Below are 16,742 nucleotides of genomic sequence, written 5' to 3' on the forward strand. Positions count from 1 at the left end.
CTATTTTGCGACCTGTTCGGCAAAGCGTCCGTCCGGCGCCGTGATGCGTACCGTGACGCTCGCCGCCGCGCCGTTGTAAGTCAGGCCGTAGCTGGTCACGCCGTGCGCGCTGTTCAGGCGGACCAGTTGCCACGGCTGGCCGGGCAGCGGCGCCTTGCCGACGACCGGCACATCCGCGAGCGCCATCTCGATCACCGTGACCTGGCCGGGCAGCTTGATGATCGGGCCGCGCACGACGTCCAGCGTCTCCAGCGCCACTTCCTTCCTGGCGAGGAGGTCCGCCACGCCATGCGGCTGCACGATCGGATGCGGCACCGGCGCCGGCGTCAGGATCGGCTTTTTCGGCGCGGCGACGGTGACCTTGATCGTGTACTTGCCGCCCGCGCGAGGCGGGATCGGCGCGCTGGAGCGCCACGTGGCGTTCACGACGTTCGGCTTCACGACGTGCATCTCCAGGTCCAGCACGTCCGGCGCGGGATCGACGGGGCCCGACGCCACGGTGAGCACACGTTCCGTGGTGCGCCCGAGGGGATCCGTCATGCGCACCACGACGGCCACGCGGTCGTCGACGGAACCGCGCCTGAGCCGCAGCGCGTACTGCGTGGCGCTGGTGCGCCAGGTGCCGCTCAGCGGCGGCGCCGGCGGCGCGGCGGGGACGGCCTGCAGCTCGAACGCTTCGAGCAGGAGCGGGTCCGGGGCGGATTTCGACGGGCCGCTCAGCACCTGTGCATCGACCGCCAGCTTGTGCGGCCCCAGCGCCGTCTTCGCGACAGGCGCGGTGCTCGTGAAATGCACCAGCACGTCCTGCACCGGGCCGCCGGGCCACTCGGCCGTCAGCGGCGACAGATTCGGCGGCCCATCGGGCGGGATCACCACCGACATCGCGTTCGATGGCGGCGAGCGGCCCGGCAGCAGGGCGCGGTCGGGGTCCGGATGCGCCCACGCGACGGCGCGGTACCACACCTTTTTCCACGAGCCGTCCGGCTGGTCCGTGCCGCTCGCATCGGCCAGCGCCGCGGCGTCGCCGTCGAGGCCGTGCACGGTCCAGCCGCCGCCGCTCGCTTCGATCGTGGCGACGGGCGGGCCCATCGTGTCCAATGCCATCGCGGCCGCTTCGACGCGCGTGCGGAACAGCTGGTAGCGCGCGACGCGGGCGCCGGGCTGGCTCGCGAGGTCGACGTGCACCGCGAACTTCGGCGTCGCGGCCGGCTGGTCGAGGCGGCGGATCTCCAGCCGCGGCGGGGCCGGCGTCGCGATGTCCGCCGCCGCGATGGCGACGACGCGCTGTTCGTTGTCGGCCGGCGCGGGCCAGTTCGATTCGACGTTGCCCGCGTTGACCGCGACCATCGTGAACAAATGGATCTCCTTCGTCCCGCGCGGCAGCACGAGGTCGGCCGACGTCTCCGGCTGCGCCTTCGTGTTCACGCGGGTGAACAGGGCGCGGAAGTTGTCGGTAGACGCGGCGAGGCAGTCGCGCAGGAACGCCAGCCGTTCCGTGTACGTCTGGGTCGGATCGGGCGCCGGGCGATCCGGATCGCCGACCTTCGCGAGGATCGCGCTCTCGGTCGCCGTGTAGATGAAGTAACCGGTCGCGCCGGCGGCAGGCGCCCACGATACGCGCGCGTGGTGCTCGCCGCGCGCGTCCGCGAGGCTGGCGCGCTTGACGATTTCCGGCGGCTCGGGCGCGGGCGGGATCGGGTCGGACGCGTAGGCGATGTTCGGCCCCGGTTCCATCGCGGAGCCGGAGACGAGTGGCGCGAGCCAGGCGCTGTCGCGCAGGGGCTGGGCGCGTTCGCGCACGCGCGTCCACACGGCCACGCCGATGTGGCCGATGGCGTTGTATTCGAGCTGGAGGCCGGAGACGGTGATGCGGTAGCGGCGCACGTCGTCCGCGCCGACGGGGCCGGGCGCGACGAGATTGCCGTCGATGTCGAAGTAGTCGACCGTGACGTTCGGTGGCAGCGGCGAGATCTGGTCGCCGCTGAACGGCAGCACGAGCGGGGCGGCGGGCGGCACGGCGAGCGATGTCTGCAGCCCGGCCGGCAGGGTCGTGTCGGGCGGCGGCGTGTGGGAGCGCTGGGGCGCGCCGAACAGGCGGCTGCGCAGTTCGATCCGCAGCGGCCTGCGGACTTCCCAATCCCACGCCAGTTCCACCGTCAGGGTGCCGGCGCACACGCGGCCCGACGCGGGCACCGCGGCATCCAGGGCGCAGCGCAGCACGCGCGGGCGGTCCAGCGCCGGCTGCTGGTCCGCATGGTCGACCGTGCCCCACACGGACCACTGGCCCCAGATGTCCTGCAGCGCGATGCCGTAGCGCAGCGCCAGACCGGCCGCCGTCAGCGGCAGCACCAGCGAGGAATCCACGGCCGAGTGGCGGGTCGTCTCCTTGTCCTTGGCGTTGCTGGCGAGCGTGATCGGGGCGAGGCCGCCGCTGGGGCGCGGGCGCATGATGGCGTCGGCGGCGACGGCGGGCGTGACCGGGTTGGCGCGCGCGAACGCGAAGCTGGACGTGGTCAGCAGCTTGAAGCGCGGCAGGCGGTCCCACGACACGCGCGCGGCCGCGCTCCACGGCTGGTCGGCCGCATGCGGGCGGCTGTGCGATTGCGCCTGCGCCTGCAGGGCGTTCGGCGCCGGCGGGCGCACGGGCGGCGGCGCGCCGATCGCCAGCGCGGCCATCTCCAGCGGTCCGGACGTGCCGTCCATGCCCTTGTCCCACGTGGCCGTCACCATGAAATCCATCATGCGGCTCGGGACGGCGACGGCGCCCGGCGTCACCGAGCCGCCGGACGTGACTTGCGCAGCCGGGTAGGCGGTGCCGAAGCCCAGCGCCAGCGCGAGCAGCGGGTCGCTGCCGGCCGCGATGAAGGCCAGGCCCAGCGGCGGCAGGCTCGCCGTGGACGGATCGCCCAGCGTGCCGCCCGCGCCGCTCGGCCCGGGGATGTTGACGAGGTCGCGCTGGCGCGCCTGCAGCACCGGCGGCATCTTGAGGACGGGGTGCAGGCGCGGCAGCAGATCCTGGCGCACTTCCTTGACCAGGCCGTCGAAGTCGGGCAGGGCCCACGCCGGCGCCGGATTGGGCCCGAGCGTGCCGGGCCAGCCGAAGGGCGCGGCACCGCGGCGCAGGCGGTCGCGCGCCGCATCGCCCGGCGCCGTCAGTGCGCCCACCATGCCCTGCTTGTCGGCGTGCCTTCCTACGTCCGACCACGCGGACTGCTCGACCGGCAGGCCGACGATTTCCAATGGCCGCCACGCGTCGGAATTGGCGTAGTCGTGCGCCGTGATGCCGCGCACCGAAAGCACGCCGACGGGGCCGGGCGACGCGATCGCCACCGCGACGATGGACGTGCCCCACAGCAGGACCTGGCGCTGGCCGGTGCCCACGGTCTGGATGATTTCCAGCGCGTCGATCGCCACCGGGCCGTTCAGCGCGGCCAGGTTCGCATTGGCGGCGGTGACGTCGATGCCGAGCGTGACGTACACGAGCGGGTCGCCCATCCACCACACGATCGTGGCGCCGTCCTGGTTCTGGTACGTGTGGAAGGGGATGTCGCGCATCTCCTTCTCGGACGGCAGCCGCGCCCACACCGTGAACGGCCCGCCCGGCATGCCGTAGTCCTCGTCCGGCAGTTCGGGCGCGAGCTGCGGGTTGATCGACCAGCGCAGCTGGGCCATCGCATAGCCCTCGATGCCGCGCCGGCGCCATTCCTCCGCCCAGCGCTGGTCTTGCGGATCGCGGGCCCGGTTGATGTGCGCCCAGTTCGTCAGCGCGGCGCGGGCGTAGAAGCGATAGGGGTCGACGACGCGGCTCATGCTTGTTCCTCCCAGGGTGCGCTCAGCAACGAGACGTAGGTGATCTTGACCGGGTCGGCCGGCCACGTGGCATCGAATAGGTAGGGCTTGTCGGCGAAACGTTCGCGCTTGAGGCCCAGCGCCAGGCCGTCGGCCCCGCGGCTGCCCGGCTTGAGGATGACGATGGCGCGCTGGCCGCCCGGCGCCGGGATCACGCGCTGGATCACGTCCGGCGCGCCCGGCATCTGGGCCAGTTCCAGCCATGTCACGGGCAGCATCTCATAGCGTTCGGGCGCGCTGGGCACCGGATCGGTCACCTTGGTCGGCACGAGGCGCGTGCGGTGCAGCGGTTCGGGCGAGTCGACGATCACGGCCACCGGCTGCGGCGGCAGGGCGGGGTCGGGCTGCTCCCACAGTGCGACGACGCGCGGCGCGGTCGGCGTGCCCATCGGCCCGAGTCCGGCCGCGATCATCGCCTCATCGAGTTCGCTGCCCTGCGGCGCGTGGCTGGCGAAGGTCGATGACAACGCGGAGATGCGGCCCGGCTCGACGTAGCGGTGCTCGGGGCGCGTGCCGAGGAAGGTGTTGGCGAATTCGCCCAGGGTGCCGTACGCGGACGTCGAGAACGAGCGGCGCAGCACCCGGTCGCCGACCGTATTTTCGGGCGCGTCCTCGTCCACCGACTCGATGTCGACCACATAGTCCGTGTACGGATCGAGCGGGATCGGTACCGTGACCTTGCTGTGGCGGACCACCTCGGCCTCGAAGTCCACGCAGGGTTTCCCGCCATCTTCCAGTAGCACTTCGCGCACGCTTTCTTCCCACGGCGACAGCACGCCGCCCTTCACGTCGTGGAGCGTATCCGCGTCGATCGGGAACGGATGCGGCACGGCCGGCGTGGAGACCGGCCGGCGGAACGACGCCGCCTTGATCCGGACCTGCAGCTTCTTGCCGTAGGCCGCGTACAGGTGGCTCACGTCGTTGGTCGCGAACACGAACGACAGCGGTTCCTGGCCGAACACGTGGCTCTCGCCTTCCTCCGGCAATGTCATCAGCACCCACGGATCGAGCTTCTTCGGTGCTTCGTCGTCGGTGCGGAAGTGGTAGACGCGGCTTTCCGTCGTCGCGTCGATGTCGTCCGTTTCCGCCGCCGTCGGACGGGCGTCCTGGTCGGAGGTCCGCACGGTCCACTCGACCTTGACCTGGTACGCCGTGTCGGGCGCCAGCAGCGCGTGGCCGCAGGCGTCGTCCGACAGCGCGGCTTCGACGGCACCGTGATTGCGCGTCGTCGTCGTCTCGTCCCAGTCGTGGCGCGCGATTTCTTCGGCGTGCATGAATTCAGCCACGGCCAGATAATAGGGACGCATCAGCAGGCGCATTTCTTCCGGCCGGATCGGATCGCGCATGCTCTGGCCGATCTCGATCGTGTGGACCTTGTTCGCGCCCTTGATCTCGACGATCACCGGCAGATATGCCTTGTTGCCCTGCGTGGACGTCGTGCCGCCCAGCGCGGACAGGTAGCCGGCCGCGAGCTGCACGTCGTCGCGCCACGGGCCCGCGGCGCTCATCCACTCGGGCGGCACGGGGCGGGTCGGCACGACGTCGGCCAACGTGACGGCCTGCCCGGCGAGCAGCGTGCCGTCCTTGGCGCGCTGGCGCACCAGCACGTTCTCCTTGCGCACGAGGGTGGACAGCACGAACAGCAGCAGCCGTCCGGCAGCGATTTCTCCGCTGTGGAGGACGATGCCGTTGAAGAGTTCCGGCGGGCGGAAGCCGAGCGCTTTCCACGCCTGCTTCACGGCCTTCTCGTCGGACGGGTTGCCGAGCGCGATCACGCGGCCGTCGTCGTTCAGCGGGCTGGCCAGCACCTTCGCTTCGCAGCGCTGCGGTTCGGTTGGCGACGTGGCCGCGGCGGCCAGGTGCACGGCGGACGTCGCGAGTTCGGCGCGCGACAGCGGCTGTCCGGCCTGCAGCCTGGCGGCCGTCGCGGCCCACGTCAGGCGCGTCGCCGGCAGCGCATCGATGCGGCGGATGCCGGCGACCTGCGCCACCTGGTCGCGGACCGCATTGCGCTGGAGCGCGACCGGGCGTAGCTGCGGACGCGTGGTGGAACCCGGCGTCGGCTTCGTGTCGCGCGGGCAGGGCGCGGGCGTGCCGGTCACGAACGCGGGATCGATGCCGCGCTTGCGGTCGATGAGGTCGATGCCGCAACGCCAGCACTCCGTCACTGCGAGCGTCGTGACGGGCGCGCGCGACCGCACGGTGTCCGGCGGATCGGGCCACGCTTCGCCGTCGACGATCCAGCCATCCTTCGATGGCCCGAGCTGCTCGTAGCGGAACGTCCACAGCACCGACGTGGCCGGCGCGGCCTTGTGGCAGACGGTGCCCCAGCGTTCGCGGACCGTCTCTTTCTGGTACTCGCTGCGCGTGAACGCTTTCGGCGTGGCGTTCGGCGTCCAGGCCAGCAGCGCGAGCTGCACTTCGAGCTGGGCGCTGGCCGGGTCGATCGGGTTCTTGAGCGTCCACCACACGGACGGCTTGTCGCCGTCGCCGATCGGGCCCACCAGTTCCACCTTCGTGATTTCGTAGCGCACCCAGTTCTTGCCCTGCTGCTGCCAGCCGTTCTCCGCCGCGCCGGGATGGTTCAGCGGCGCGCTGCCGAACACCGTGAGCCCGTCGTCGACCGGCGGCACCGACAGCATCAGCACGGGGATCGCGTCGACCGGCACGGCCGGCGTCTGGTCGGTGGTACCGCCTTCGGTCGCCGTGCCGATGGCGCCGTCGACCGGGCGATCCGTGCCCGTGCCCAGCACCAGCGCGGGCGAGCGCGAGACGAGCTTCAGATCGCGCACGAGCGGCGGGGCAGGGAGCTTCGGCACGTTCGTGGCGCCCAGGTGGAAGTCGACGCAACCCTTGATCGTGAAGAAGAACAGGTCCACTTCGCCGCAGATCTCGCCGTCGATCCTGGAGATGCGTTCGCGCCGACCGTCCGGCAGCACGTTCTCGCCGACGTCCACGTCCAGCTCCGCGTAGGCGCTGATGCTGAGGATGAACAGCACCAGTTCGCCGCGCACGTACAGCCGGCCCGCGAGGCGGAACGGGTCGAAGCCGAGCACCGCGTCGAAGCCGGCGCCGATGCGCAGGTACAGCCGTGCCGGCACGCTGCCCCACGTGAACGCGGCGCGCAGGCCGGTGCCGATGGCGAAGCCGTAGACTTGCGGCAGGCCGGCGTCGGGATAGGCGGGCAGGCCGTTCCCGGACAACATCAGGTAGCCGGACGCGTCGATCACGGACAGGATCGTGCATTGCACCGGGTCGCTGCGCTGGCCGAGGTACAGGTGCCAATCCTCGCCCTTCTTGAGGTTGAAGAACGCTTCGATCGGCACGCGGATCTTGATCAGCGGGTCGATCGTGTAATCGGCGACGATGCCGATCGTGAGCGTGCCGCGGCCGGCGTCCAGGTCGATCACGGCCAGCAGATTGCCCTCGGCGTTCTTGTCCTTCAGCGCGGGCATCGGTTGCAGCAGGCGCGCCTTCATCATCAGCAGGATGCGCGGGCCGGGCAGTTCGAGCATGAACACGCCCTTCAGGTTGAACACGACGCTGCTGCCCATCGTGCCGATCGTCGCGCCCACGCCGAACGCCCAGTGGTCCGGATTGCCCTTCCACGCGTCGGGATTGGTCGGATTGCCGCCGGCCCGGTTCTTCAGCCAGTCGAGAGCGATCGTGGGGCCGGTCAGCCCGTCCTCGTCGCGCGCGTAGTGCATCGCGAACATGCCGAGGAAGCCGTAGATGCCGAGGCCCGAGCCGCCGAGCGGAATCGCGACCGGCAGCTCCAGCTCCAGCGCGACGAACACGCCCGTGCGGCCTTCCACGTGCGTCACCTTGAGCACGGCGCGCACGCGGGTGTCGATCGGGACCAGCTGCAGGTCGATGGCGCCGGCGACTTCCTCGCCCAGTTCGAAGCTGCCCTTGCCGACCAGGACACCGGGGATGTTCACGCCGGCGCCGAACGCGGTCAGCTCCACGCCCGCCACGCCGCCTTCCTCGGCGAATTTCAGGCGCACGCGCGCGCGGTCGAACGTGACGACGCCCAGGTCAGCGTTCAGGCCCAGGTCGAATTCGAACGACAGCGGATTGGTACGCGCCACGCGCGCGCCAAGGATCTTGATGAACTGGCCGAGCGGATCGGGCACCGTGATGCCGCCGCCGCTCGTGAGATCGATCGAATAGCCGCGCGACGAATCGAACACGGGGCGGAACTGGAAATCGCGCTCGCCCGGCGTATTCCCGAAGCGCATGCCGATCGCCTTGTAGCGCACGGACAGCGGCGACTCGCGCGGGATGGTCAGCAAGGTGATCCCGCCGATTTTCACGTTCGCCGACACGGCGGTCTCGATGTCGCCCAGGATCGCCACCTCGGTGCCGTTGGCGCGCTTGCGCACAGCGATTTCTCCGCCCCACAGCACGACGCGTTCGACGTTGAAGTAGCCGGCCTGCGCGAGCCCGGTCGCGAGTGCCACGCCGCCGACCGCGAGCACCGCCGGCACCATGTCGCCGGACGCCGGGTTGGCGGGGGCGGCGGCGTCGAGCAGGGGCGCGAACAGGGCCGTCATGCCGAGCAGGTTGCGGCCGAAGTGTCCCTCCGCGAGCAGCGGCTGGCCGGGCAGTTGGCCCGTCATCACGAGGCCGTCCTTGTCGGCAGGGTCCGCACCCAGGTACGCGAGCGCGCTCCAGTCGCCCGTCGCGTTATCGATCTGGAAGACGATGCGCGCCTTGATCACGCCATCCATCGGATTGCTGCCCATGCCGCGCAGGACGGGCTCCATGCCCGGGTCGCCGCCGTTCTGCTGGATGAACTGTTCGGACGGCGTGTTGATGTCGAATTCGCCGTAGACCTCGACCGCCACGAACTCGTCGCGCACGATGCGCACCTTGGCGCCCAGCGCGCGGAACCAGCTGGGCGGCGTCGGCTGCGTCGGGGCCGGGTCGGGCGTGTTCACGGGGATCTGCGGCACCTTGGTTGCGCCGCGCGACACCGTGCCCTTCGTGACGGTGCCGGGCAGCGGCGCGGCCGGCAGCCTGGCATCGGCGCGCCAGTTCGTGCGGCGCGTGTCGAGGTCGGAACTGCCCACCGGCCCGCGGCCGAGGAGGGTGAAGTGGAGGTTCTTGCCCGGTGCCGCGGCGCGGATGATGTGCGCAAACGCTTCCGCGCGCCGGCGCGACAGCAGGAAGTTGTAGTCGACGTCGTTCGGGTCGTCCTCGTTGCTGGCCCAGCCCGTGATCTCGATGGTGGACCCGGCCGGTACGCGGTCCAGGCGCGCCGCGTAGGTGCTGCCCACGGGATTGCCCGTGAACGGGCTTTCCGCCGCATCGGTGGCGGCCGCGCCGGTGCTGGAATTGGCCGGCCTGGTCACGTCGGCGGTCGGCGTGGAGCCCACGGTGCCGGGCAGGCCCGCCACGTAATCGATGCCGGTGGTCGGGTCGTGCTCGGGCAGTTGTTTGTTCGTCGGGCGGTCGAAGCGGAAATAGGCAGTCACCGTCTCCGGGCCTGCGCCCACGGCCGGCGTGGTCGCTTCCACTTCGGCCGACTCGTTCTCGCCCAGTTCGACGGTGCAGTCTGCGCCGGCGGGATAGTCCTTCGCCGGCGCCGCGGGCGGCTTGCGCACCTTCCACGTGGTGGCGGGGTCAGGCGGATCGAGCGTGATCGTGATGCTCGAATGGTTGCGCGCCTTGAGGCGGAACGGGGGCGCGCCGACCGGCGTGCCGTCGCGCGTGATGCTGCCGGTGTCGAACTGCGCCTCCGCGACGATGGGCGTGCCCGGCTTGGTGCTGCCGGTCTTCGGGCCGGCCGCGATGGTCAGCTGGGCCGGCGTGCCGCCCCCGCTGGCCGCACCGACGACGATGCTGCCCGCGCCGTCGCCGCCCAGGTCGACGTCGAACACGTTCGGCATCGATGGCGCGCTTGGTGCGAGCGGGCTGCCGTCCAGCGCGGCCGTGAAGGCGTACGGCGGACGCTGGCCGGACGCGTCGACCACCATGCGCGTGCGTTGCGGCAGCATGGCGGTGGCCGTGTCTCCCGTGCGCGTGATGCCGATCGGCTGGTTGCCGGGACCGTAGAAGCGCGCCGACACGCCGATCGGCGCACCCTGGTTGATGACGGCGACGTCGAAGTCGCCCGTGATGCCGGGCGTGTTCCCAAGCCCGATCAACAGGTTGCTGGCGCCGGCCGACACGGCGATGTCGTTCATCCCGTGCGGCGCCACGAACAGGCGCACGACGGGGAGGTACAGGCCGGTCCAGTTCTCGTCGTAGCCGAACTGCGCCAGCACCTCCGGCGGTGTGTAGCCGTTCGACAGGTCCAGCACGGCGCTGCGGAAGCCGAAGCCCACGACGTTCGAATCACCGATGAATGCGTACGGCGGCGTCATCGTGATCAGTTCGGCGGTACCGAGGTCGCTGCCGTCGTCCAGGCTGGACGCGCCGAGGCTCAGGAGGTTGAAGGCGAGGACCCCGGCAGCGTCCTGCGACAACTGCATGCGCAGCCTGGGCAGGGTGAACGACACGACGGTGTTGGCGGGGTCGCGTTCCAGCAGGCCATCCGACTCGCGCAGCTTCGCGCCTTTCAGCATGGGCGGGCGCAGCACGACCGTCGTGAGCAGCATGTCGAGTGTGAACTGGGCGCCGGGATAGTCGGATACCGGCATGTCGATCGGCAGCGTGTCGAGTACGTTGAACACGTCGGTCGTGGTGGCCGCCACGCCCGTCGCGGCCGCGATGATCGGGGAGCCCGTGCGCGGGACGAACAGTTCGAAGGCGATCTGCGTATCCTGGATGTCGATCCACGGATCGCGCCGGGTCGGATCGTCCTGCGGATGCAGGCCGCCGGCGGTGGCGGTGACGGTCAGGCGCGCGTTCGGCAGGTCGAGCACGGGGCGCGCAGACACCGCGAACCTGGCCACCCCGCGGATTGTCGTGCCTTCGGCCGCGCCGGTGGCCTCGTAGTGGTCGACATAGATGGCACCCAGCGCCGCCTGCCAGTCGCCCAGCGTCGTGCCGAGCAGTTGGTAGGGCGAGACGAGGTCGAGCAGCGAAAGAGGGAAAGCAGGCATTGCGGTCTCCTTCAGACGTCGATGACCCGTACGGGCGGCACGCGGCCTCTCGCACGATGAGATTCGAAAACGACGGCGGTTGTCTTGGAGGTACGGCGCACTGGCCCCGGCCGCGCGAAAGTGGGCCGGGAAGAATGTGTTCTTGTTATTGAGGCAGAGTCGACTGGGGATAATTTAAACGCAATTTTGTTAAATCACAAGCGGTCGGTTGCAAAATATTCGTAAATATGTTTGTTGCGTATTCAGGATGGATAACCGGGCCGGTCCGACGGCCAAATGTAAAAAGCCCGGAAGCCGCACATCGGCTTCCGGGCTGCGTTCAGGTCTTCAGTAGCGCTCAGAACCTGCGCGCTTCACGGCCCCGCCACGCGACCATCGCCAGCATGGCAACCAGCATCAGCGCCGCCGTCGACGGTTCCGGAATCTTCGTCAAGCTGCTGACGCGGGTCGAGGGCGCCGCCACGATAATCTGTTGACCGGCGGGTGCAAACGGCTGCAGGAACAGGTTACCCAGGTCGCCGTCGGCGCCCAGGTAGTGCGTCGCGTCGAACAGCGCCCAGCCGAACGTCGTGCCGATGTCGCCCGGCAGCATGGTGAAGCTGACGTCGAAGCCGAACTTGCCGCCCAGCTGGATGCCCTGGACCAGGTCACCGCCGCCGCCGGCATTGCCGAACACGAAGGGACCGGGCGCGGCGCCCGTGACCGTGCCCGTCAGGTCCGCCGCGCCGTCCAGCGCGCCTGTCAGGCTGCTCACGATGGCGGTTGCCGCCGGCGCGCCGTCCAGGCCCAGGAAGTACAGCTCCAGGAAAGCCGGACCCGAACCCAGCGACGCCGTGTCGATGTCGACGTGATAGAGCGGGGTGGCGGCTGCCTGGCCGCAGGTCCCGGTCAGCGCGGCCGCGAGCGTCAGCCAGGTTAGGAAGTGCTTGAAGCGAATCATGGTCAGGTCCTTTACTGGATGCTGAAGAGGGCCGGCGTGTACGCGATGCCGGCCTTGTTCGGGTTGGAGAAGGTGGTCGTCAGGGTGACGCTCTGGCCCGCGGCCAGGCTGGCGACGGGCAGCGCCATGTACGGCACGCCATCCTTGACGCCGGTCTGGGTGTCCAGCGTGACGCCGGCCGTCAGTGCCTGCAGGCGCAGATGCAGCGGACCCGTCAGCGGCTGGCCACCGGTGTTCGTGATCGTCACCGTACCCGTGTACTTGTTGGTGAAGCGGTTCACCGTCAGGCCCGAGCGCGCGATCGACACGGAGGAGGTCACGTCCGCCGATTTATCGATCGACACCGTCACCGCGTGTGCCTGTTCGGTGTTGCCCGCCCAGTCCGTGCTCCAGTAGCTCACCGTGTGCGTGCCGCTGGTATTCAGCGTGACGGTGTTGCCTTTCTGCCGGGCACCGCCGTCGACGGTGTAATACGTCGCCGAGACGCCCGAGCCGCCCTGGTTGTCCGTGGCCGCGAAGGTGACCGTCGCGTCCGTGGTCACCGTGCCTTGCGGCGCGGTGGCCGTGGTCACCGGGGCGATCACGTCCGCGCCATGCAGCGAGCCGTGCAGGCGAACTTCCCTGATCGAGCCGAACCACGCGTTCGGGTTGTACACACGGATGTAGCGGTAAGGCACCAGGCTCGTGACCGGCAGTGTCTGCCAGTCCGCCGTCGACTTCGCCGCCGGGGTCAGCGTGGTCCACGCGGTGTTGTCGTTCGAGCCCTGGAACACGAGGCCGTTGACGCGCGTGTAGTACTGGTCCTGGCTGCCGATGACTTCGGTGCTGGCCAGGCTGACCTGGTTGCCTTCCTTGAAGTCGAAGACCACCCAGGCACCCGTGCCGGAGCCGCCCGAGCCGTTACGGAAGTCCGAACCGGTACCCAGGTTCGCGTCGAACAGGGTCTTCACGATCGTCAGCGTCGTGGCAGCGTTGCGGTTCGTGGTCGAATCGATCAGCGTTGCGATGGTCGGAACGTTCTGGATGAGGTCGCTCTCGTCGACCAGGTTCAGCGCAGTGCTGTCCGTCGTCTCGGTGACCTGGTAGCCCGGCTTGCCGTCCTGCGTGACGTAGTTGATGGCGAACTTCACCTGTCCCGGCTGCGTGCCCTGGGGCAGGGTGGCGGTGGCGGTGTAGGTGAGGTTGTCCGTCGTGGTGAGCGCGGCGGGGAGGCCGTCGATTGTCACCGCCACGTTGCTGATCGCTTCCTTGGCCGTGAAGTTCAGTTTCACGGTATTGCCGGGCACGATACGGTTACGCAGCGCCTGCGCCGAGCTGATCGACGCCGTGGCGATCCGGTTGGTCGACGTCGTCGCACCGTACAGGCGCAATTCTGTCATGTTGCCGAACCAGGCGCCGGCGTTGGTCATGCGAACATAGCGGTATGGCGTCGTGTCGGTGATCTTCAGCGTCTGCCAATCCATCGTGTTCGCTGCGGCAGTCGAGATCGTCGTCCACGTCGTATTGTCGTTGGAACCTTGTACCAGGGTGCCGGCGATGCGGCCCGAGTACCGGTCCTGCAGGCCGATGACATCGACCCGCGACAGTGCCACGGTGCCACCGCCCCGGAAATCGAACTCGACCCAGCCATTGTTGCCGCTGCCGTTGAGGCGGTAGTCGGTACCCGTCGTCAGGTTGTTGTCGAACAGACGGTTGACGTTCGTGACCACATCGGTCGCGTTGCGGCCGTTGGAATCCGTCACGGTCGAGATGTCGATCAGGTTGCCGATGTAATCCTTCTGGTCGGCGATGAACAGGGTCGACGAATCGGTAGTGAACAGGACGGGTTCGGCGGTGGTGCCGTCGGCGGTCTTGTAGTTGAGCAGGAACTTCACCGGTCCCGGCGCCGTCGTGGCCTTGACGACCGCGGTCGCCGTCCAGTTCAGGTTATCCGTGGTGGTGACGGTGGCCGGCTCGCCCTGGATCATGGCGCTCACGTTGTTGATCGGCTCGGTCGACTGGAACGACACCTTGATCGTATTGCCGGGCACGACCCGGTTCCTCAGCGCCTGGTCGGAACCCAGCGAAACACCCGTCAGCTTGTTGACCGTTTCATAGCGGGTGCCGAAGATCCGGAATTCGGTCATCTCGAGGATGTTGTACGACCAGAGCAGATCGACCATGGAGATCTTGAAGAAGCGATAGCGCTGGGTGCGGAACTCGTCCGCCACGTTCAGCGTCTGCATCTCCTCGACCATGCGCGTCTTGTCGGGCGTGATCTGTGTCCAGTGCTCGAGGTCGTTGGACGCGAAGACGGTCGTGCCGCCGATCCGTTCCGGGAAGCTGCCGGGCGGCTTGAACTGGAACGCGGTCGCCGCCACCTTGAAGCCGGGGCCGAAGTCGATTGTCTGCGTGCGATTGTTCTCGATGGCCGAGCCGAACGGGATGTTGGTGCCGTCAATGTCGTCGATCCCATTGGCGGCAAAGGTGCCGAAGTTCGTCACCAGGTTCGTCCTGAAGAACAGGTTCGGGTAGTTGATGCTGCCGTCCGGTAGCAGCGGGGTCAGTTCCTGCAGTCCCGAGACCGCGGTGCGCAACGTCGCCAGCTTCTGGAAGTAGTCGGCGTCGGTGCCCGACCCGATCGTGTTCTGCAGGTCCGCGTAGGCGGCCTGGTAGTTGTTCTTCGTCGACGTGACGTACAGCGTGTCCGGCTTGACCACCGCCGTCACGGCGGTCACCACCGCCTGGCGGTCGGCACCCACGACGACGATCACCCGCTTGGTGGTGACGGTGGTGCCGTCCGAGGCCTCGACGATGAGCGTGTACGTGCCGGCCTGCGTCGGCTTCCACGAGAATGCGCCCGTGCTGGTGTCGAACGACGCGCCCTGCGGCAGGTTGTCGATGTTGTAGGTCACGACGTCGCCCGCGGCCGGGTCCGTGGCGGACAGGTCGAGCGTCACCGGGACGGTGGCGCCGGCGTAGGAGTACGCGGTCGTGTCGCCATTGCCGGACTTGAAGGCCGGCGGGCTCAGCAGGGTGCTGGACTGGATATTGATGTGGTCGACGTCGACCGTGGTGCCGTTGCCGGTGACGGTGAGCGTCAGGAAGTCGGGCATATTGAACGGCACCACGACGTAGCGCCACTGGCCCCGCGTGTTCGGCAACGTGATCGACGTGCCGTTGAGGTCCAGCGTCGCCTGGCCGTTGGTCCGGATGCGCAATCCGATCGACGTGGTGGGCCAGCCGTACGTGTACACGGCGTACCGCGTGCCTTGCGGCGTGGCGGTGGTGCGTACGAAGCCGGTCGAGCCTTCGGTCTGCGCCACCGTATTGCTGTCGTACGCCGTGAACCGGTCTTCCACTTCACGATACGGATCGACGATCGGAATGCCCAGGTATTTGCTGCCTTCCGCTTCGGCGGCCTTGGGGATCGCCAGCCAGAAATCGCCACCGCCGTCGGTGCCGTCCCAGTTGTAGGCCTTGCGCTTGGCGAAGATCGTCGTGTAGTTCGGAAGGAGGTGTTCCACGTCGAGGCCGCGCACGTACTTGTAGTAGTAGAAGGCTTCCCACGTGTTCTGCGAGAGCCGGCCGCGATACGCCCACGACACGCCGTTGTACATCGCGCGGATGCTGCCGTCCGGATTGACGCTCATGGCGACGGGCACCCATGGGATGTCGTAGCCGACCATGAATGTGCTCCACAACTCATGGACAGCCAGCAGGCGGTCATCCATGAACTCGTACGGGCCGACGGCGTTGGACGCCGTCGACGGCGTGCCCGCCACCGGATCGACCTTGGTACCCTGCGCCAGCATCAGGCGCGCGAGGATTTCCGAGTTGGTGAGGTCGCCGGCGCCGTGCGCCTGGTCGCGGCCCATCTCGACGTGCTGGATCTGCGGCGGAATCTCTTCGCCGGTGGCGTCATTGCGCGTCACCGTCCGGAACAATTGCTTGATCGAACCAGTCCATGCGGGGTCGGGCGCATCCTTGTTGACCATGAACCACTCGACGGCCTGGTTGTATCCGTCGCGGTCGCCCATGAAGATCGAACCGGACATCTTGGCGATGGTCGTGTACAGGTGCTGGTTCATGAACCGGCAGTTGCAGTTGTCGAAGGTCTGGATCACGGGCGTGACCAGGTTCCTCGAGAAGTTGACCGTATCGTCGTCCGTCCATGCGAGCGCCGGCGTCTGCGTGCTGGTGGCGCGCAGGATTTCGGCCGCGGTCGTCATCCGCTGCAGCGGAATGCCGGTATGAATGTGCGAATCCGTGTAGTACGCGTATTGTGCGGGATCCATCTGCGAATACAGACGGATGATGTGCATGGCGTTGCTGCGATAGGTGTCGTCGCCGGTCACGAGATACAGGACAGCCTGGGTGTACACGGTACCCGCATCCACGATGAAGTTGCCTTCCAGCCCTTGCGACGTCAGGCCGTAAAACGCCGGCTTGGTGGGATCGTTGCCGTTCATGTTCCTGATCCGCGGCGTACGCGAGGCGGAGGCGGAGCCGAGCATCATGTTGAAATGCGTGTACCACGGCTCCTTCTTCGCCAGGATCTGGGTCCGTGCGTTCTCCAGCATTTCCTTGGTCAATCCAACCCCGGGGTGCTTGAAGCCGTTCGCGTCGATCGTTTCCGTGATCACCGGCTGGTAACTGGTCACCAACGTATCGATCGGATCCGCCATCGCGACCTGGCCTGGTAAAGGTACCAGCGTCGTCGCGATGCCGACTGAAAATGCCATGGCGACGATGCGCCTCAGCGCATTGTCGAATTTATTCGTTCTCATGTCTGTCCCCCCATTTTTAACCTCTTCGTATTTAGGTTACCGATAACATTTTTTGACCGGAGACCGACCGGAAAGCAGGGTGCGGCAGTGCCGACTGCATACCCGAACCGGGCTCCAGGGGTTTTTAATATA

General features: G+C 68.3%; 4 protein-coding genes. All 4 read right to left on the reverse strand.

Annotated elements, in window-relative coordinates:
- Nucleotides 1-3,810, reverse strand: coding sequence for a hypothetical protein (locus ACEN9H_RS11085; RefSeq protein WP_413674770.1), 3,810 nt, complete (start codon nt 3,808-3,810; stop codon nt 1-3).
- On the reverse strand, nt 3,807-10,901 hold the full coding sequence (locus ACEN9H_RS11090; protein WP_413674771.1) for a hypothetical protein: 7,095 nt from the start codon (nt 10,899-10,901) through the stop codon (nt 3,807-3,809). The genes ACEN9H_RS11085 and ACEN9H_RS11090 overlap by 4 nt, the downstream gene beginning before the upstream one ends.
- 337 nt (nt 10,902-11,238) lie before the next feature.
- Nucleotides 11,239-11,841, reverse strand: coding sequence for an NF038129 family PEP-CTERM protein (locus tag ACEN9H_RS11095; protein ID WP_413674772.1), 603 nt, complete (start codon nt 11,839-11,841; stop codon nt 11,239-11,241).
- Between the two features lie 11 nt (nt 11,842-11,852).
- The gene (locus ACEN9H_RS11100) at nt 11,853-16,610 is read right to left on the reverse strand and encodes an OmpL47-type beta-barrel domain-containing protein (RefSeq protein WP_413674773.1); all 4,758 of its coding nucleotides are present in this window, start codon (nt 16,608-16,610) and stop codon (nt 11,853-11,855) included.
- Between the last annotated feature and the right edge of the window lie 132 nt (nt 16,611-16,742).

Origin of the sequence: Massilia cellulosiltytica, from assembly GCF_047325105.1 — a bacterium.
In the GTDB taxonomy this organism is placed as follows: Bacteria; Pseudomonadota; Gammaproteobacteria; order Burkholderiales; family Burkholderiaceae_D; genus Telluria; species Telluria orientalis.

Bases quoted from the DNA above. Each gene is read 5' to 3' on its own strand.
- ACEN9H_RS11095 (WP_413674772.1), bottom strand. From the start codon at position 11,841: ATGATTCGCTTCAAGCACTTCCTAACCTGGCTGACGCTCGCGGCCGCG.
- ACEN9H_RS11085 (WP_413674770.1), bottom strand. From the start codon at position 3,810: ATGAGCCGCGTCGTCGACCCCTATCGCTTCTACGCCCGCGCCGCGCTG.
- ACEN9H_RS11100 (WP_413674773.1), bottom strand. From the start codon at position 16,610: ATGAGAACGAATAAATTCGACAATGCGCTGAGGCGCATCGTCGCCATG.
- ACEN9H_RS11090 (WP_413674771.1), bottom strand. From the start codon at position 10,901: ATGCCTGCTTTCCCTCTTTCGCTGCTCGACCTCGTCTCGCCCTACCAA.